The organism is Desulfitibacter alkalitolerans DSM 16504, from assembly GCF_000620305.1.
Classification (GTDB): Bacteria; Bacillota; DSM-16504; order Desulfitibacterales; family Desulfitibacteraceae; genus Desulfitibacter; species Desulfitibacter alkalitolerans.
The window spans coordinates 178,885-194,362 of the sequence record NZ_KK211102.1; the positions used below are offsets into that span (position 1 = coordinate 178,885).

Below are 15,478 nucleotides of genomic sequence, written 5' to 3' on the forward strand. Positions count from 1 at the left end.
ATTTGATAAACACTTCATGTCCAGACAAAAGCGCATTAGAAATCATTGGACCAATTAGTAACATAATGGATTGCTTTTTCATATCATATTATTGAAATACATGCACAAGGAGGATTTACCATGAGTCACCATAAACCAAAGCCACCTTCACCAATACTAGATGATGAGCTTCTTATAATTCTGCTCATTCTCTGTCTATGTATGGGCGGCGGATCAGTACTGCCTATTTTTGATGATCCAATAATACTAATCATCATAGTACTTTGTTTCTTAATGCCCAAAAAACCATGCAAGCCCTGGGAAGCTCAAGTTGAAGAATAAAAGTAATACCAAAAAGGGAAAAGGGCTGCTCAATCTAATCCATGAGACAGCCCTTTATTGTTATATTTTATGGTTTTAGCTTGCTTCTGCTGCTAGTGATGCCCGACACTTATTCTTCATCTTCATCCTGGTCATCGTCGTCTTCATCGTCTTCATCTTCCTGGTCATCATCTTCATCATCTTCTTCATCTTCTTCATCGTCTATTTCATCTTCGGTTTCTTCTTCAGTACCTTCCTCATCATCTACTATGATTATGATGCCTGTTTCCTGATCAAAATTCACCTGGGTTTTTAATGCCTCACTAATAAACCTTAAAGGCAGTACGGTTCTAGCATTAACAGATTTAGCCGGTACATCCAATTCATATTCTTCTCCGTTTATAAGAGCCGTTTTACTATCAAGCTGCAAAATGATTACTGTTTCTCCCTTGACAATGGTAATTTCCTTATTCTCAGCATCCCATTTCACATCTGCACCAAGGGCCATAACAATTGCCCTTACAGGCACCAGAGTTCTGCCATCTTTGATTACAGGCGGGGTGTCAAAAACAGGCTTTTTCCCATTAACAAAAACATTAATTCCTGGTTTCCCTGCTTCTTTATACAGCTTGCCTATCTCCTTGTAGGCCTCTGGATTCTTCCTGTCAATTGCTATGGCTTTTTCAAGCTCTTCCATGGCCTGTTCAAAATGATTCAATTTCGCCAGAATCTGGGCTCTGGTTTTATGCATTTTTACAAGTTGGGCCTGCAAAGCTTCTTGTTCTAAATCCTTCATTTCCTTTTCCAACTCATCCATTTCCTCAGACAATTCCTCTATTTCGGCCATAAGCTCCTCACCATTTTCCCCAGCATCCACTGCAGTTTTAACCAAAGGTTGGCCAATACCCTTCTCTTTTAGCATCTCCTGCACAAATGAAGGCATGCCTTTCTTTTTACCCTTGTCAGCTGAGGCCAGGGCACTTGAGCTAAAGACCAGGGCAAATACTAGTGCTATTCCAATAACAAACAATACTTTTTTCCTATCCATTTACATATCCCTCCTGTTATTATGTTTTTCTTTCGTATTATTATTATCGTACAGATTATTAAAATATAGAGGGTGGTTTTCAAAAATGAGTCTTTAGTCCTACATTTGTTTTAACAGCGCTAAACTGTTATTATAGATACAAGCTTAGCAATAGACTGCAATAGGCTGCATCTTTTTAAGGTAAAATAATACACCAAAGGAGGCTTGATGGATTATGAACAAACCATCTATTTCTGTGACTTTCTTTTATCACAGTTGTGTGGCAGTTGAAAGCGCCGGAGCTTATTTGCTTTTTGATTATTTTTCGAGAAAACCTCCTGTCAAGATACCCTTTCCTGCCAACAAAAAGATCTACATATTTTCCTCTCATGGACATGGCGATCATTATTCTCCCTATATTTTTCGTGACGGTTTCACACCTGGCCCAGCTTTTTATATATTAAGCCATGATATTGAGGATGTCCCTAAAGACAAACCCATTCTCTGGGTAGAGCCTTACCAAACCTATACCTTGGACAACCTGACCATTAAAACCTTTGGCACTACTGATGTGGGTGTGTCGTTTTTGGTAAGTATTGATGGATTCCAGTTATTCCACAGCGGAGACTTAAACTGGTGGCATTGGGAGCATTTTAACAAAGAAGATCAGGAATTGGAAAGAGTTAATTATCAAAATGAAGCAGCCCGACTTTCAAAGCATTCAATTGATCTAGCCTTTGTCCCGGTAGATCCCCGGTTAGGAGACGCTTCTTACCTGGCTGCCCATTATTTCATTGATAAGCTTAAGCCCAGGTATCTTGTCCCTATCCATTTGCAGACAGATTTTCAAGTAATGAAGGACTTTGCCCAAACTGCGGACCCTGTCCATACTCATGTCTTGACCTTTGGGAGAATAGGTGAAACAAAGAAACTGCAGCCCTAACCCTGGGATGCAGTTTATGGAGGAGGTTTATGAAGAAGAGGTAATTTATGTATAATTTTACTATATGGATTGATTAGTCTCATTACGTTGAAGCTTACGCAACCACTTGATATGTTTCTTGGCATAACTTTCAGTAGTATAACCTGAAAGCATATGGGGCAGTGCATCATATACAAAAGTAAAATATATATGACCAACTGTTAAACACAGCATTATGAACATGGATATATTATGCAGCCAGATCATTACTAAAAAAATCGTTGTGTTCATTATTGCTGAACCAAACCACAGGAATAAACCTGAAATTGTGATAGTTACAAAAGCTACAATAATTGCCCCATGGTGTAGTTTTTCACCGCCGTTTATCCTTCCTGAAGGCGGCATGGCCCTTGTTTTTCCAAGAAAATAGTCAAACACCTTTAAAATCCAATCAATATCATCCTTATCATAAGTAAAAGAATCTTTGATTAATTCCTTGAATCGCTGCCTCTCTACAAGAAAATATATAATGGGAGCCAAAATAAACATTACTGCAGCTGCCCTGTGAATAATACCACTTAAACCTCCTGCTGCAAGAAATGATAAGCCTGGAATAACCATGATCAGACCTGTTAATGCCAGAACGAAAAAGGACCCGGCAAAAAGCCAATGAATAAATATTTGCTTTTTAGTAAACCGCAGGTACATTTTCTCTTTCCCATTATTCATCTTTGGCGCCTCCATCTCCACTAAACTTCTCATTTTTATAGTTTTTTCTGGCTATCCCAAAGGTTGCAATGCCAATTGCAGCTACAGCAGCTGTAACAAATAGCCCTCCAGTATGTAAATAATCCTTCCATCCCCTTAAGAGTAGATTTAATGTTGGTTCCTCTGGGTAACCATAAGCTTCAGGATTATCACCCAAAATTAGCAGGACACCTAATCCTCCCAGGGTACTGCCCCCATAAAGATTTGCCCTGGGATATTTGGTTGTTAAACTGTCTGTACTAGCTGCTCCTGCAGCAATGATTTTTTCCCTGGCACCAAATTGAAGGGCCCTTACTGGACAGGCACTAACACATCTAGGAAGCATCCCCCTGCTGGTGAGTTCTCTACAGCCAACACATTTGTTGACCCTGTTTTTATATAGAGAGATGATATTATAAGGACACACCTTCATACAGTAGCCACAGCCAATGCAGGTATTCCTGTTAACATATGTAAAGCCATTATCTCCCTTATAGAGGGTACGAGTTGGACATGCTTTAACACAGGGAGCATCATGGCAGTGCATACATGAAATCCTTTTTTTATAGAGCATGCCGTCCTTCTTATGCTGTTCAACAATTAAATATGGATGGTTAGGATCAACCTCGTAAAGGTCACTACAGGCCTTTACACATCTTTGACAGTTGACACATTTAACATTATCCATGAGAATTGCCTCTTTGTTATTATCCGCTAATACTGATGCAGCGCTTAGAGGATTTATTGCAACAGCAAACCCGGCAGTTAAAGATGTTTTGATAAATCTCCTGCGTTCCATGTTAATAACCATGGTAAGTTCACCCCTCCTGCAGGTGGTTTTTTTTGCCTTAAAAAATTCTTTTTATATCATGTCGGCTTTTGATACCGTTATTTTCCTTATTGTAAACTAACTAAAGTGCATATGGCTTGTATTCTAGTTTTTACTTTAATAGCGTATTAGTATATTAGTACCTTTAGGGATTTTTAATGGATTTATTTATAAGGATAAACAGGAAAAAATCCTGCCTTTTCCTGTTTATCCCTGCATCTTTTTTAAAGCCACCTATTTAAATTTCTACTCTCCCTATTACGGTTTCACTACAGGCAGCTCGCTCTTTGCAACCCAACCATCACGAACACCGTATAGTATACTTCTAGCATTGTCAAAGCCTAACATGCGAAGCACTCCCAGGGTTTGAGCAGCAGTCTGGCCAGAGTAGCAGCCAATAACTACAGGTACATTCGTAGGCAGCTCCTCTAAAACATCACCAAATTGACCCCAGGGTACATGTTTTGAGTGTTCTATATGATATGTGTCATAGTCATGGGCTTCACCCTTTGCAGCTCTAATATCATAAACCACTGCAGACATGGGGTTAGCCTGAAGCTCCTCATAAAATGCTTTCTGGGGATCGCCAACACCTATAAACCCAATTTGGCCAGCAGCAATTTCAGCAGCGTATTCCCCGGCCCTATTCCAGATAATTTCTTCCTCAGGGGTACGAGGCGAGGATACTGGAGGAAGATCAAAGGCAGATACCATTCCAGTTTCATCTAGTGTGAATTTACCCCTTTCTACCCATCCCAAATCGATTCCATAAAACATAGATGTAACATTTTCAAAACCGGCCATTCTCAGGTAGGCAACAGTATATCCTGCATTTTGACCAGTATAGCATGTGACAAATACAGGTTTATTTCTGGGAATACGGTCCATTATCTCTGCAACCTTGCCCCTGTCAACATGAACAGCTCCTGGTATATGTCCCTTTTCAAAATCCTCGCCACTGCGAATGTCAATTATTAAGGCTGAATCAGGATTATCGTCCAACATTTCTTTAATCTTAACAAAATCTGTTATGTTATTGTTACCGGCAGCAATATGGGCAAAGTAGTCCTTTGCAGCCTGCTTTAACACTTCCTGTGGATCTAAAGCTGGCTCTTGTGGTGCAGGCTGCTCCTGGGTTGGTGGTGGGCTGGTTTGTTGTTGACCACCACATCCCGCTAAACTAAATATGAACATCCCTGCTATTAATAACAAAACTATCCATCTCATTCTTTTTGCCACAGTAAACTCCTCCCCTTTAATTTTTTCATTTTACAAGACTTTAACTGCAATATGTATTTCCTGCAACCACCTCCTGTGTCATTTATGGATTTTATATTTTAAGCTTTAAGCTTTAAGTTTTAAGTTTTAAGTTTTAAGTTTTAAGTTTTAAGTCTTAAGGCAGTTCCTGGATCAACAGTTTTTTATTTGCCTTGCTGTCATTTTCCCTTAAATCCCTCTCTTGAAGAAATATATAGGGATTGCCGTGACAGGCATCGCAGCTGGCATTTTGAATAGTCTGCCGTTGAATATTATGGGTTGGGGAATACTTCCAGTTAGGTATTGTGTCATAATTGGGTAGTTCTCCCCCTAAACTTTTAAAGCTATCTGGTGTAGTAGGAATGTGGCGAAGCGTCATATATTTATATGGTCTTTCTTCGGTCCTTTCTGGATTAAGACCAATTTTAAACATTAGCCTGCTGGTACTCATACCCTCCACCTTTCCATCATCCTTCAGTTTTGTATGGCAGTCAAAGCAGTTGTTGTTGGCCGAAGCATGACAGACTTGACAGTTCATTAAATCCTCTCCATGAACCATGTGAGCCTCAATGTCAGACTGGGCATATACATTTCCATGACAATCTGTACAGGCCGGCAGAGGAACATCATACATGTTTTGCTCCAACCTGCCCGTGCCGTGAAAGTTTTCTATTAAATGGCAGTCCATGCAGTCCATACCTGCTTCATAATGCACATCCTTTACATAACCAACCTGACCCATAAACTCACCGGCATTTCGAGCCCCATGGCAGCCATAACAGGATTCCTCCATTGGAGGACGGCCGGTGAATTCATGCTGGGAGTGGAGTCCACCACCAAAGGCTACAGGACGACTAACGTGACAGGATCCACAAGTTGCGTGGCATTTAAAGCAGTTGTTATCAAAGGCTATCTGGAGCCCTCCCCCTTCATTAAGAACACCTTCATGGGCAAAGCTTTCCAGAGAATTAGCCATGCCTTGAACCGTGTAATGTATAGAAGTAACAAATGTTTCTGCCACCTCATAATGGCAGACCCCACAAATATTGTCCGGATTGCCAGAGGGCCTAACAACTAGATCAACGTGGGCTTTATCCTTTTCCGGCACATTTTCACCACCATGACATGACCTGCATCCTATTTGCCCATGCACCGTAAACAAAAAATCATTATTAATAAGATATTTCTTGTCTCCCTCTAACTGAGGGGCAGCAACGCCTCAGCCCCCGCCTCCTCCTTCTATGACAGGAGGTATATACATGGTGGTTATAATATCGCAGTTCGTGTGACAGGCTATACAGGAATCACTATCTTTAACTTCTATGTAAGGAGTAATCTCTTCTCGGTACTCGGCTAATTTTTTGCTTGTTTTATCCACGAATTGTTCATTATTCTGACAGCCCAATATGCCTGCTGTCAAAATCCCTATAATAAAAACCACTATAGTTCTTTTCACATGGTTATCCTCCCTTCTATTCCTTTTATTTTCGTTATTTCTTTTAGTCATTCTTTCTTGCCGCATTTTACTTAAATATTAAGTTTTTTATTAACAATGCATATTTTCTCTTTTTCCAAATCCTATTTCGTCGCCATTGCCATTATTCCTCTTTTATTAAGTTTTATTATTTTAATTATTTAATTTTTAAATTAATGATTCTTGTCATGTTTTTTATAAGTTCTTATATTGCAAATGTCTTAGCTTCATTATCCTTACTATCAAGGTGCATGCAGTTTCTCTTTTATATATATTAAGCTTTTTTATTAGGAGAAACCTTTTGTGTTTTGTCAAATAAATAAGTAAATATAATAAACTATTTACGCTTATATTATTTTTTGCTCTTTCTGCAAATCCCTGAATGCATAATCTTGACACTGACTAAAGGACTTTAAAGCAATTAAGACTCGATTATGTTATAATCTATCTAACCAGTAGTTAACTTTACATTAGGCAGGTGAGCAAGTTTGATAAATGGTGGCGAATTACGTAAATTTAGAGAAAAACAAGGTTTATCATCCCAGGAATTTGCTGATTTATTGAGGGTTCCAGAGCCTTATATACAGGATATAGAAAATAACATTAAAACAGTAAACCCCAAGGTTATATCACGAATTACTGAAACCTTTGAAATAGACAAGGATGACTTTAATATGGAAGAATGTCAATCGGAGCTGACACTATACCTAGGAGACCAGATCAGGGCTTTACGGGAGGAAAAACAGCTGAGTCTTGAAAGACTTGGTTCATTAACAGGCTTATCTGTTACTTATCTAAGTGAAATAGAAAGAAAGCAGGCAGTACCATCATTGAGCACCTTAAAAAGAATTGCAAATGTATTTAATGTGCCAGTAAGCCTTTTTATTGGAAATACCAGAAAATGCTCCCTTGTTGTCGAGAAGTTAAAAAGGGCCAGAAAGAACAGGGGCATGTCCCAGAAGCAGCTTGCCGAAAAAGCCGGGGTTTCACCAGGATTAATAGGACAGCTTGAAACAGGAAAAGCCCAGGCTTCAATCAGAACCTTAGAGAAAATCACAAAAGCCCTGGGCGTTTCTGTTTGCTCTGTCATCTTAGAACAAGAGGATATAGAAGAAGTGATAGGAGCTTTAAGCCCTGAGCTAAGGTCTTTATTATACCAACCCAACGTTCAGGCTATTTTAGGTTCCACCTGCACCATGGAGCCTGACAAGTTAAAATTAGTCTTAAACTTCATTGACATGCTAAATAGCCCTAAGGTTGAGTAAATCTAAATATACATTTCTAATGTCTTATACTGTATACTTACCTGTTGCCTTTAAATGCCTTATTGACAATTGACATATTCTTACGTTTTAATTGTCTTAACATTAGGAATACAATTAAATAATTAGGATGTGAGGGTCTATGATAAACCATAATATTAACCCAAAGGATTTTACGCTTCCCCAGTCCGTGGAAGTAATCAGGGGTAACATCAACAAATACGGAAATCCCCTGGCATTAAAAGGCTCTGAGATAGCCTCCTGGGCCAGGGAATTGAACTTACCCCTCCAGGGCGAGGACTATTTATTTTATACCGGCGGGGAGTACCAGCTCATTCCATATATAGATAGCCTGGTGCAAACCATGACCATGATGGATCAGGGAAGTAAAGTATTTTCTCTAATGATGGGTGTGCGTAATTTAATAGACAAAACTGGCATTAGTGCAGAAAAGCTTTATGCCAGTGTATTGTCCAAGGACCGGGACCGCTATAATATGATATCATACAAGGCTGCATCAATCCTCAAGGAGTTAGGGCTGAATTTCTGTTATCTAGGGGAAAGGGAGCTTTATAGTGGCGCTCTCCTTTATGAGCTTGGTTTTTGGGACGACTTAAAAGTACATGCGCAAAAGGTAGCTTCCTTGATTAATGAAACCGGTGCAAAAACTATAATTTGCCTTTCCCCCCACTCAGCTGAGGTTTTTAAATTGGTATATCCAAAGCTGATAGATGACTTTAACGTGGAGGTAAGAACCTTTGTTGACATGGTTTCTGAATTGTTAACCGCAGAAAAGAAGCTCAATCTCTCAGGCTTCTCTGGCAAAGTAGTAATCCATGATTCATGCAGGATGGCCAGGGAGCTTGGTATTACCGAGGAAATACGCAGCATCCTCAGCAGCCTTGAAGGACTCACTCTGGTAGAAGCAGAGCAAAATGGTAAATGGACTACTTGCTGTGGCGGGCCATGCAAAATATTGTTCCCAGATATATCTGGAAGAATTGCCTGTTATAGAGTAAAAGAGTTGGAAGAAACAGGAGCTGAAGTAATCTTAACCTTTTGTCCCTATTGTATGGCTGCCATAGATAAGGGTATTGACAACAAAAAAAGTAATATTCAAGTGGAGGATTTTATTGAATTTCTTTATAGGGGGATTGCTTAATGTCTTTAGAAAAAAAGTTCCAAAAATATACTGCTGAGCTTCACAAGGCAGCAAATGACAAAAACATTGAAGTAGCCCTTTCCCGCGCAGTTAAGTCATACAGAAGCAATACAAAGGCTGCCCTTGAAAGATATCCCCATACAGTGCAGATGGCGGAGGAAGTAATTGAGCTAAAAAAAGAATCTATCAAAAGGATGAAGGAGTTAGTTGACCAGGCCAGAGAATCCATTGAACTAAACAAGGGAAAGACTTATTTTGCAAAGACCAGGGAAGATGCCCTCCAGCTAGCTTATGATATTATTGGTACTAAAAAAATTGTAGTAAAGGGCAAGAGCATTCTGGCAGAAGAGTTGGAAGTTAGAGAATATCTCATTGAAAAGGGGAATGAGGTTTGGGAAACAGATCTGGGTGAATTCATCCTCCAACTAAGAAATGAAAGGCCCATGCACATTGTGTCTCCCTCCATCCATGTGCCCAGGGAGCAGGTGGCGGAAGTATTTACTGAGTTTTTCGGCCGCCCCATTGAACCAGATATTGCCAAGGAAGTTGCAGCCGTTAAGGAATTCCTTAGAGATAAGTATTTTAACGCAGATATAGGCATGAGCGGCTCTAATGTTGTAGCCGCAGACACAGGTGCAATGGTAATAATTGAGAATGAAGGAAACGCCAGAATTTGCACAGCAGTTCCTCCGGTACATGTTGTCATGGTAGGCATTGAAAAGGTGGTCCCCACATTCCAGGATGCCATGAAGGTTTCTGAAGTAACCTGGCGTTATGCTAATTACACCGTTCCGGGTTATGTGAATATAATTAGCGGCCCCAGCAAAACAGGTGACATTGAAAAGGTTACAACCTATGGAGCCCATGGGCCAGCAGAAATTCATGTGATTTTTGTTGATAATGGACGTTCTAATATGGCTGAAGAAGACCTCTTCAAACAAGGCTTGCATTGCCTGAGATGCGGCGGCTGTATGTACGAATGCCCGGTTTTTCAGCAGGTAGCAGGTCATTTTGGTTTCAGGTATCTAGGAGGAATTGGAGCAATCTGGACAGCATTCGTCGCCGGAGGCTTGGATAATGCAGCCCCACTAATCTATAATTGCCTGCGCTGCGGACGATGCATGGAGCGCTGTCCCGTAAAAATTGATGTCCCTTCAATGATAACCGAGCTGCGCAAAAGAATAGTATCCCTTGGATATTCAGGCTAGATCAAATTATTAATTAAAACAGGGTAAATAGTACCCTGTTTTTTTGTGGTTCCAGCCTAGTAACACATATTGTTTAAACGTTAACTAGAGCACATGCATCTCAAATTGTTAAGAGACCTGATTGTTATATCTTGTATTAATTACTCTGGAAAATATAGTAACCAGGTATGGATCATAATATGTCCCAGCATATTTTTTAAGCTCTTCCAGGGCCTCAAACCAGGATATGCCATTGCGATAGGGCCTGTCTGTCACCATGGCATCATAGCTATCTATAATACGCAGGATCCTTGCCCCCACAGGGATATATCTGCCACTTAGCTTGTCAGGATAACCGCTCCCATCAAAGTTTTCATGGTGATATTTAATTATATCCGCACATTTATAAAGGAGTTTGATAGGTCGTATTATATCAGCACCATTAGTGGTGTGTTTTTTCATAACTTCCATTTCCTCACAAGTCAATGTTGTTTGTTTGCTTAATATGTATCTATCAACTTCAATCTTTCCTATATCATGCAAAAAAGCACTGTATTTTAAAATATCGGCTTCCTCTTTTGTAAAGTTCAATGTTCCAGCCATCTCTACTGCATACTCCATTACTCTTTCAGAATGCCCATAGGTATATCTATCCTTGGCATTTATAATGCTTAAGAAGGTTCGTAACGAGCTGATAATTTCAGTTTCATCGTCTTTAAGCTTTGATTTTAGCTCATCTAGGACTGAAAAATAAAGCTTCACTTTATTTCTGTGCATGTATTTTGCACTATAAAGGGCTTCATCAGCTACACTTAACAACTCTTTGGGAGTTTTTGCATTTTCGGGGAAGGTTGCAACACCCAGGGAAAGGGTAATGTTTTCATGAGGAAGGTGCTCTTGTCCAAAAAAGTGGATTTCTTCTACTTTTTTTCTTAACCTTTCTGCAACTTCAACTGCTTCACCCTGAGAATAACAGGGCAGTATGATGGCAAACTCATCCCCACCATAACGGGCTGCAATACAGTTTGGCGGCAAATTTTCAGCTAATATTTTTCCTATTGTTTGTAAAACTTTATCCCCCTCTTGATGCCCAAATATATCATTGTAATACTTGAAATAATCAACATCTCCAAAAATTAGAGACAGCTGCTCTTTTTTTCGGTCAGCCGCTGATATTTTATCATGAAGGGCCTCCTGAAAATGGCGATGATTGCTAAGTTCAGTTAAGGCATCTATATTAACAAGATCTTCTAACTTTCTTCTTGTTTTATGCTCCAGTTCAGTAAAGCTGCCAATAAGCCAGGCTGCTAGAAAAAGAATGCTTATATACATAATGCTTGTGTCTAGTGTTAAGCTATGTGAGGCCATGGCTGCAGGATAATGGTAGGAAAAAATATATGCACTTTCAACTCCAGCAAAAAACAAGCCTCCCCTTACACCATGGGTAATGGCCGTGGTAATCACCGGCAAAATGAACAATATTTCAAAGGGGCTTTGCTCCTTACCAGTTAGGTTAATAACAAAAACCACAATTAAAAGCAAGGAAATGTTAAAAAAATAGCTGTACCAGGTTATCTTTTTATCAGACCGTTTTATAAAATTCTTTTCAAGATACAACAAACCTATAATTAAAAAAAGTGTAAAAACCATAGCAAAGTAGAAAAAATTAAGCATATTATCACTAAAACTTTGAAAACTTTTAATTTGAAAATGGTTAACTACAGCTACGGAAACGATAATTATAGAAAAAAATTGAGCTACTATAATAATTTCATTAACTTTTTTTGAATGTTTTCTCTTAAGATTCAATTTTATCAATCCCTTTATAGAACAAGGGTGATTTTTATCACCCTTGCTTCTACTACATTATTATTTTCTTAAAGACTTTGGAAGATTGGGCTGATAATGCGCGAAAATACTTGCTGAGGCTGCACTTGCAAAAGCCACTAAACTAAGTACTGCAAATAAACCGCTCAAAACCGCTAACTTTACTTTACTAAACATACATCTTCGCTCCTTTCAATTTTTTGCTAAAAGCTGGTCATACCTTTGGGTTATTTTTATGCTCAAGGGCCAGAGCGTAAGGCTCTGCCACAGGATGCCCAATTGACCCGCTAATACTATTTCATAATACCTGTACTGGAAAACAATTGACAAAAACAGAAAAATGGTTATGAGTGAAAATGATACGAGCCTCAGCTGTTTTTTCTGCAGGGGACATGTTATGGGCTTGTTTGCACAATCTACAGGGGCAAATTTGTAAAAACTCAGTAGGGCAAAAAGAAAGATTATGCCTGCAGTGTAATAGGAATAAGCTGCAGCAGAAGCTGAAATATTTACTGAAATAACCCCCAGAAGAGGAAATACCATGCATGTTATGCTCATACATTTAAGGGGTCCCTTGCAGTGGGCTCCCCCGGAAAAAGTCCTCAGCAAGGCAGCCGTAATAAAAGCAGCAAAAACAGCCTTTACAGCCCCAAGTAAGCTAGCTATAAAAAATATGAGTATAACTCCAATTGTAGAGTAAACAATTATCTGCAGGCCATAGTTGGCTACAGCTATTTTTTCCTCATCCATTTTCAGCTTTGAACCCTGGGAGGTAATAAATTTATTTAATAATTGTTCTAGCATTAAACAACCTCTCTCCCGCCTTTTTTAAACAGAAAATACGCAACTATAAAAATTATTATAATGTGAACCCACCCTGAAATAATCCATAAGAAGGCGCTGCTGGTTAGCTCCTCAAAAGTAAATCCCATGACTTTAACAATTATTAAAAAAGACAAGGCTTCGCCAACAACTACAAGCAATGTTCCTAGCAAAACAGCTTTTACAACTGTAGTAAAGTTGATTTTTAATACCAGGTTATAAGTAATAATTGCCAGGCCTATGAAAATCAGGGTATGTATGCCAAAGGAAAGGGGAAGCATTCTGATAAAATGCAATATCAATGCTAATATAACTCCCACTAGAACTACCTCTTTCCAGTTTTTCATATCCCTGTTCATGGCCAGGACCAGCACAGAAAAAGCAATGCCCTCAGGAATTGCCTGCAGAAATAGGGCCAATACAGAATTCTCCAATTTACCAACCTCCCTAGATTTAAAATTTTTCGACAAATTTATGAAAAATCCTGCTAAATCTTGCTAAATAAGCTTATTTTTTTAGCCACAAGCTATAAGTTACCAATAAATCCTACATAAAAAAAAGAAGCTGCAGTGGAATTAAGACAATGGTAAATAAAAGAGGCTATTAAGTATGATAATAGCCCCTTAGAATAGAGGAGGTTATGAAGAATTATTTTCAGATTTAAAAGTTATTAACCGCCAACCGGAGCATTCTGCTGTGAATATTTCTTTTTACGTATTATCTGGCTTAATATTGCAACAGCAAGTAAGGTGGCCCCAATAATATCTGTCATTAATCCTGGCTTGATCATTACTAGTGACACTATTAAAAACAGGAGTTGTTCAAACCGATTAAGGTTGAGTAAAAAATATTTTTCCATTGCTGCTCCCAGGCAAATAACTCCCACAACTGCTGTCACAATTACTAGTGCTAAATCAAAAATCGGCAGTGGATCCACCTGAAGCAATAATATAGGCGAGTAAACAAACATCATAGGAACAATAAAGCCTGCCAACCCGAGCTTTAATCCTGTCATGGCCACTTTATTAGGCGGCGCATTGGCAATGCCCGCTGCAGTAAAGGATGCCAAAGCTACTGGTGGGGTTAAATTGGACAGTACAGCATAGTATAATACAAACAAATGAGCAGCTATAGGCAGAACATCCATACGTATCAATGCAGGAGCAGCCACAGTTGCAGCAGTTATATAGCAAGCTGCAGTAGGCAGCCCCATGCCCAGCACAATGGAAGCAACCATTGTCATTACTAATGCAATCATAAGATTACCACCAGAAATATTTATTATATTGGTAGCCATCATGGTTCCCACACCTGTCATGGAGGATATGCCTACTATAATTCCAACAGTAGCACATGCAATTGCCGGCGCCATGGATGCAACAGCCCCATTTCTTAGGGCAACTATAATTCTGTCCGGCGACATCCTGGTATCACTTCTCAGTGAGCTGATAGCTACGGTGGATACAATGCCCCAGAAACCGGCAAATAATGGTGTTCTACCTGATATTAATAAATAGATAACAATTGCTAACGGTATGGCTAGATGCCCTCTATTAATGATTACCTGCTTTAGTTTAGGTAATTGCTCTTTTGGTAAACCTTTAAGTCCCATTTTTCTTGCTTCTAAATCCAGCATTACCCACAAAGCCAGGTAATATAGCAATGCCGGAATTAAAGCAGCAGTAATAACCTTTAAATAGGGCACACCAAGAATCTCTGACATAATAAAGGCTGATGAAGCCATTATTGGAGGCATCAAGGAGCCACCACTAGAAGCTACAGACTCCACTGCTGCACCAAAGTGAGGCTTGTAACCAACTCTTTTCATTAATGGAATGGTTATGGTTCCTGTAGTTGCCACATTTGCAACTGCACTACCGCTTATGGTACCCATGACACCACTTGCTAGAATAGCTACTTTACCTGGTCCACCAGATCGATGTCCTGCTAATGCAAGAGAGATATCATTAAAAAATTCCGATGATTTGTTGACTCCTAAAAATGCTCCAAATAATATAAACATAAAAATGAATGTAGCCGAAACCCCAAGGACTATCCCAAAAATACCAGTTTCTGTATAATACATCTGGTAGATTATTCTGTTTGTTGAAAATGGAACTATTTTAAAACCACCAGGAGCTAAATTCCCATACTTGGCGTAGATTAAAAAAACAGCTGATAAGATCACTAGCGGCCATCCCACAGCCCTGCGACAGGCCTCGAATAAAAGTAAAATGCCTATTACAGCTACTGTGAGATCAATGGGATCTGGAAGTCTACCGGTAACTGCAAAGTTGTTGTACATGAAATACATATACATTGCCACAAATACACCTGATACGGCTAGTATCATATCTGCAATAGAAGGCTTTGTTTTAGCAATTCCTCTTCTAACAGGAAATATTAAAAAAATAAGAAGAAATACAAAGGCTAAGTGAGCTGCTCTCAATTGAATCGCCATCATGAGGCCATAGCTATTATAGTATAGATGAAATGCAGCCATGCTAACGGTAATCAAAGTGATAATAATTGCCCAATGTCCCTTGAACTTTGCCATTGTAAAGTTGACTTCTGTCATTACTGCAATAATTGGAGTAAAGATATTCCTTAATTTATCTTTTAAGTAATCTAGCATAATATCCCTCCTCTGAAACTCATATAA

At 39.2% G+C, this 15,478-nt stretch carries 16 protein-coding genes; 5 read left to right on the top strand and 11 right to left on the bottom strand.

Annotated elements, in window-relative coordinates; translation table 11 throughout:
* Positions 1–120: 120 nt before the first annotated feature.
* A complete protein-coding gene (locus K364_RS0115115; RefSeq protein WP_028308715.1) occupies positions 121–321 on the top strand; it encodes a hypothetical protein in 201 nt (66 codons plus the stop codon).
* A 109-nt stretch (positions 322–430) separates the two neighbouring features.
* Here the strand turns inward: K364_RS0115115 and K364_RS27350 are convergent, their stop codons facing one another.
* Positions 431–1,348: a stalk domain-containing protein gene (locus tag K364_RS27350; RefSeq protein ID WP_051534115.1), complete on the bottom strand. Its 918-nt coding sequence runs from the start codon at positions 1,346–1,348 to the stop codon at positions 431–433.
* Between the two features lie 214 nt (positions 1,349–1,562).
* On the opposite strand from K364_RS27350, the gene K364_RS24370 reads away from it, so the two are divergent.
* Positions 1,563–2,270: an MBL fold metallo-hydrolase gene (locus tag K364_RS24370; RefSeq protein WP_051534116.1), complete on the top strand. Its 708-nt coding sequence runs from the start codon at positions 1,563–1,565 to the stop codon at positions 2,268–2,270.
* A 60-nt stretch (positions 2,271–2,330) separates the two neighbouring features.
* Here the strand turns inward: K364_RS24370 and K364_RS0115130 are convergent, their stop codons facing one another.
* The 5 genes from K364_RS0115130 to K364_RS0115150 all read right to left on the bottom strand — a co-directional run bounded on the left by K364_RS0115130 (position 2,331) and on the right by K364_RS0115150 (position 6,538).
* Positions 2,331–2,978 carry a formate dehydrogenase subunit gamma gene (locus K364_RS0115130; RefSeq protein ID WP_028308716.1) on the bottom strand — a complete coding sequence of 216 codons (648 nt, stop codon included), beginning with the start codon at positions 2,976–2,978 and terminating at the stop codon, positions 2,331–2,333.
* A complete protein-coding gene (locus K364_RS25785; RefSeq protein ID WP_051534117.1) occupies positions 2,971–3,807 on the bottom strand; it encodes a 4Fe-4S dicluster domain-containing protein in 837 nt (278 codons plus the stop codon). The genes K364_RS0115130 and K364_RS25785 overlap by 8 nt, the downstream gene beginning before the upstream one ends.
* A gap of 276 nt (positions 3,808–4,083) precedes the next feature.
* Positions 4,084–5,064 carry a rhodanese-like domain-containing protein gene (locus K364_RS0115140; RefSeq protein WP_028308717.1) on the bottom strand — a complete coding sequence of 327 codons (981 nt, stop codon included), beginning with the start codon at positions 5,062–5,064 and terminating at the stop codon, positions 4,084–4,086.
* Positions 5,065–5,218: 154 nt separating this feature from the next.
* A complete protein-coding gene (locus K364_RS0115145) occupies positions 5,219–6,190 on the bottom strand; it encodes a hypothetical protein (protein ID WP_028308718.1) in 972 nt (323 codons plus the stop codon).
* Between the two features lie 111 nt (positions 6,191–6,301).
* Positions 6,302–6,538: a hypothetical protein gene (locus K364_RS0115150; RefSeq protein ID WP_028308719.1), complete on the bottom strand. Its 237-nt coding sequence runs from the start codon at positions 6,536–6,538 to the stop codon at positions 6,302–6,304.
* Between the two features lie 506 nt (positions 6,539–7,044).
* Between K364_RS0115150 and K364_RS0115155 the strand changes: the two genes are divergently transcribed.
* From K364_RS0115155 to K364_RS0115165, 3 genes are all read left to right on the top strand, one after another.
* Entirely contained in the window at positions 7,045–7,821 is a 777-nt protein-coding gene (locus tag K364_RS0115155; RefSeq protein ID WP_028308720.1) for a helix-turn-helix transcriptional regulator, read from the top strand.
* Between the two features lie 139 nt (positions 7,822–7,960).
* Entirely contained in the window at positions 7,961–8,980 is a 1,020-nt protein-coding gene (locus K364_RS0115160) for a (Fe-S)-binding protein (protein WP_051534118.1), read from the top strand.
* A complete protein-coding gene (locus K364_RS0115165; protein WP_028308722.1) occupies positions 8,980–10,188 on the top strand; it encodes an LUD domain-containing protein in 1,209 nt (402 codons plus the stop codon). Before K364_RS0115160 ends, K364_RS0115165 begins: the two co-directional genes overlap by 1 nt.
* A 108-nt stretch (positions 10,189–10,296) precedes the next feature.
* Here K364_RS0115165 and K364_RS24380 read toward each other — a convergent pair whose 3' ends face one another.
* The 5 genes from K364_RS24380 to K364_RS24385 all read right to left on the bottom strand — a co-directional run bounded on the left by K364_RS24380 (position 10,297) and on the right by K364_RS24385 (position 15,451).
* Positions 10,297–11,976, bottom strand: coding sequence for a bifunctional diguanylate cyclase/phosphohydrolase (locus tag K364_RS24380; protein WP_051534119.1), 1,680 nt, complete (start codon positions 11,974–11,976; stop codon positions 10,297–10,299).
* 60 nt (positions 11,977–12,036) lie between these two features.
* Entirely contained in the window at positions 12,037–12,171 is a 135-nt protein-coding gene (locus tag K364_RS26320) for an AgrD family cyclic lactone autoinducer peptide (protein ID WP_084295924.1), read from the bottom strand.
* A 15-nt stretch (positions 12,172–12,186) separates the two neighbouring features.
* Positions 12,187–12,798, bottom strand: coding sequence for an accessory gene regulator ArgB-like protein (locus K364_RS0115180; RefSeq protein ID WP_028308723.1), 612 nt, complete (start codon positions 12,796–12,798; stop codon positions 12,187–12,189).
* Complete coding sequence (locus K364_RS0115185) at positions 12,798–13,250, bottom strand: hypothetical protein (RefSeq protein ID WP_028308724.1); 453 nt, start codon at positions 13,248–13,250, stop codon at positions 12,798–12,800. The genes K364_RS0115180 and K364_RS0115185 overlap by 1 nt, the downstream gene beginning before the upstream one ends.
* 236 nt (positions 13,251–13,486) lie before the next feature.
* Positions 13,487–15,451 carry a TRAP transporter permease gene (locus tag K364_RS24385; RefSeq protein ID WP_051534120.1) on the bottom strand — a complete coding sequence of 655 codons (1,965 nt, stop codon included), beginning with the start codon at positions 15,449–15,451 and terminating at the stop codon, positions 13,487–13,489.
* Positions 15,452–15,478: the final 27 nt, after the last annotated feature.